Annotated in this window: 3 protein-coding genes; all 3 read right to left on the minus strand. The window is 66.5% G+C overall.

The window, feature by feature from the left end:
- Positions 1-621, minus strand: a 621-nt coding sequence (locus AC1D12_RS29715; protein WP_477844799.1) for an endo-1,4-beta-xylanase, incomplete at its 3' end; no start/stop codon positions are given.
- 84 nt (positions 622-705) lie between these two features.
- Positions 706-936 carry a hypothetical protein gene (locus tag AC1D12_RS29720; RefSeq protein ID WP_477844801.1) on the minus strand — a complete coding sequence of 77 codons (231 nt, stop codon included), beginning with the start codon at positions 934-936 and terminating at the stop codon, positions 706-708.
- Positions 937-1,092: 156 nt separating this feature from the next.
- Positions 1,093-2,844 (minus strand): glycoside hydrolase family 30 beta sandwich domain-containing protein, encoded by a 1,752-nt coding sequence (locus AC1D12_RS29725; protein ID WP_477844803.1) that lies wholly within the window; start codon positions 2,842-2,844, stop codon positions 1,093-1,095.
- Positions 2,845-2,972 lie beyond the last annotated feature (128 nt).

The following is a 2,972-nucleotide window of genomic DNA, read 5'->3' on the forward strand; positions in this document are numbered from 1 at the left end:
GACGATACCCTTGTAGCGGTTCAGCTCGTCGGCGTTGCCGACGAGCCCGTACTCGTTGATCAGGAGCTTGGCGTTGGGGCAGTGCTGGCGGGCCTTCTGGAACGACCAGACGATCCAGTCCCAGCCGGTCGAGCCGGCGCCGCCGAGGGCCCCGCGGTAGCTGGCCGGTTGGTGCAGCGGCTCATTGACCACGTCGATGTACTGCGTCTGCGGGTAGCGCTGGCAATACTGGCGGATGAAGTCCTCGACCTCCTCGGCCTGCTGCTGGGCACCCAGGCCACCGATCCAGTTCGGCTCCTGCGAACCCCACACGAAGGTGTGCTGCTTGAACGGAAAGCCGTTGGAGCGCGCGTAGTTGTAGGCGGCGTCGAGCTGGCCCCAGTTCATCTGGCCGCGCACCGGTTCGACCGAGCCCCATTTGCCGGCGTTTTCCGGCGAGACCTGGTTCCAGTAGGCGCTGAAGTTGGCCGGCGGATTGCCGGCAATGATGTTGCCAAGGAACTTGGTCTTGCCGACGGCGATCTGCGCCTGCGCCAGGCCGGCTGAACCCAGCAGGCCGAGGGTTGCCGTGGCGCAGATCATGGTGCGGCTCACGGCATTGAAGATCTTCGAGGTATTCACTGTTGTCTCCCTGGATGAGTTGAACGGATCGGATGGAGGCCACCGGCGGCTGCCGGTGGCCGACGACAACGGCGCGATTGCGCGTCAGCGCAGCCCCACGCCGCCCTTCTTGTAGTAGCCCTGCGTCCAGCCGAGCAGTCGGCCACCATCGGTTTCCGGCGATGTCTGGGGCGTGTCGCCGGCACCGAAGAACAGCCCGGCAATGTGGGCGTCGGCCACCTTGTCCAGGTTGTTGAAGAGGTAGTCCACCTTGTTGTCCTGCCAGTGGTTGGTGGTGTTGTTCTGCTGCGCGTTGCCGAGCGGCACCTGCCACATCACAGTGGACTTGCCGACGATCTCGGCCAGCTTCCTGCTCCAGGCCAGGTGGGCCGCGAAGCTCTGGTCTGTGCGCCGATCAGCGACAAGGCATTGGCGCCGCCCACAGGGGTTGAGTGGCTTTGTCGGTGGAGTTCCATGGTTCGATCTGCCTTTTCAGTTCACCAGGGTGGTGATGCTCTTCGCCGGCAGCGTGACGGAGAACGCGTTCGCGCTGACGCCGATCGCGGGCTGTCGCTCGAACGTGGCGGCCCCGGTGGTGCGGTACGGCGTCAAGCTGGTCAGCGAGCGGCCGGCGGGGGCGATCGACGTCGTCAGGGTGACGTCGGCCGCGTTCTCGTTCACGAGCACGACCACCGCCTTGTTGTCGGCCGCGCCGGCGGGGGTTCCGAACGCCGAGACGCGGACACCCTTTTGCGGCAGCGATGTCGCGTCGTAGCGGACGTAGCCCGGGCGGATGAAGTACGAGAAGTGCTTCAGGCCGATGCCGAAGTAGGTCGGCTTGTTGTTCGTGCCGATCAGGCCGGTCGGCGTCGCGTCGTTGGAGTTGACGAGCCACCAATGGACGTAGGCGTTGTACTGCGACAGCGTCAGGCCGTCGTGGACTTCCTTGGCCATCGCGATGGCGTCATCGATGCTGGTCGGCCATGACGACTTGGCGTCGGATTTGTTGACGGAGTCCAGGAAGTGCTCCGTCATCCAGGCCTCTTTGCCGAGCTTCTGGGCCAGGCCCGAGTAGTTCGGCGTGCCGCCGTAGAGGTGGCCGCCGACGATCGAGAGGTTGCCGGCGGCCTTGGCGTCGGCCAGCAGCGTGTCGGTGGTGGCCTGCGAGTAGTAGAAGGACTCCGGCGCCATCAGCTTGGTCGTGGTGCCCGAGATCGCCGTCGCGCCGTGGCCGCCGACCCAGGCCGTCATCTCGTCGGCGTTCCACAGGCAGGACTCGTAGTCCGTGGGGTCCCAGTCCGGCTCGTTCTGCAGCGAGACGGCGTAGAGCTTCACGTTGCGCGTCGCGGCATACCGGATGTAGGCATTCAGGTACTGGGCGTAGTCCGCGTACTTCGCGGGGTCGAGGCGCCCGCTGTAGAGCGGGTTCTTGCGATCGGCGTTGACGATCTTCATGCTCGCCGGAGGTGACCACGGCGACGCGAAGACCATCGCGCCACGCGCCTGGGCGGAGATGCCGTTCTCCAGTTCTGCGGTCCATTGGCTGGTATCGGCCGTCCGGGTGGAAGCGTTCCACTCGGCGGGCGCGATCCGCAGTCGAAGGATGCTCAGCCCGAGGCTGTCGGGGCTGCTGGTGCCGAACAGGACGTTCATGCGATCGTCCGTCATCTTGTTGTAGTACCAGGCGGCCGAGCCGCCGAAGCCCTGGATGGTCTGCTTCGCATCGCCGAAGTCGATGGCGGCCGTGCCCGGGGCCGGCACGATGGTCAGCGTGGTGCTGATGACCGACGAGATGTAGTGCGCGCCGTCCTTCGGGACGAACGTGGCCTGGACGAGGGCGCTCCCGGCGGCGGCCGTCGTGGCGGTGCCCAGCGGCTTGCCGTCGGCGGTCATGTACGAGGCCGGATCGGCCGTGCCCTGGACGCCGTAGATCGCGTAGGGCGCGGTGCTGATCTGCGAGGGCGTGAGCGCGGTGCCCTGGAGCACGGCGGACGGGAGATCCCACCTGACCGGCGGCTGGGCCTTGTGGACCGTCAGCTTGCGCGTGACGGTGCTCGTCGAGTACTTGGTCTTGTCCTGCGGCGTGAACGTGACAGACAGCGTCTGGACGCCGACCTCGGGCTTCGCGCCCACGGCGGGTGTATAGGCGAACGTGCCCGCGACGCTCGCTTTCGCGTTCAGCTGGGCCGTGCTGAGTGCCGTTCCCCAATCGATGGCCGCTGGATCGGGCCAGGTGATCTGCACAGCAGGTGCAGGTGCAGGCGCAGGTGCAGGTGCAGGTGCAGGTGCAGGTGCAGGTGCAGGTGCAGGTGCAGGTGCAGGTGCAGGTGCAGGTGCAGGTGCAGGTGCAGGTGCAGGTGCAGGTGCAGGTG

It is taken from the genome of Rhizobacter sp. P1_G5 (genome assembly GCF_056405435.1).

Bases quoted from the DNA above. Each gene is read 5' to 3' on its own strand.
- AC1D12_RS29720 (WP_477844801.1), bottom strand. From the start codon at position 936: ATGTGGCAGGTGCCGCTCGGCAACGCGCAGCAGAACAACACCACCAAC.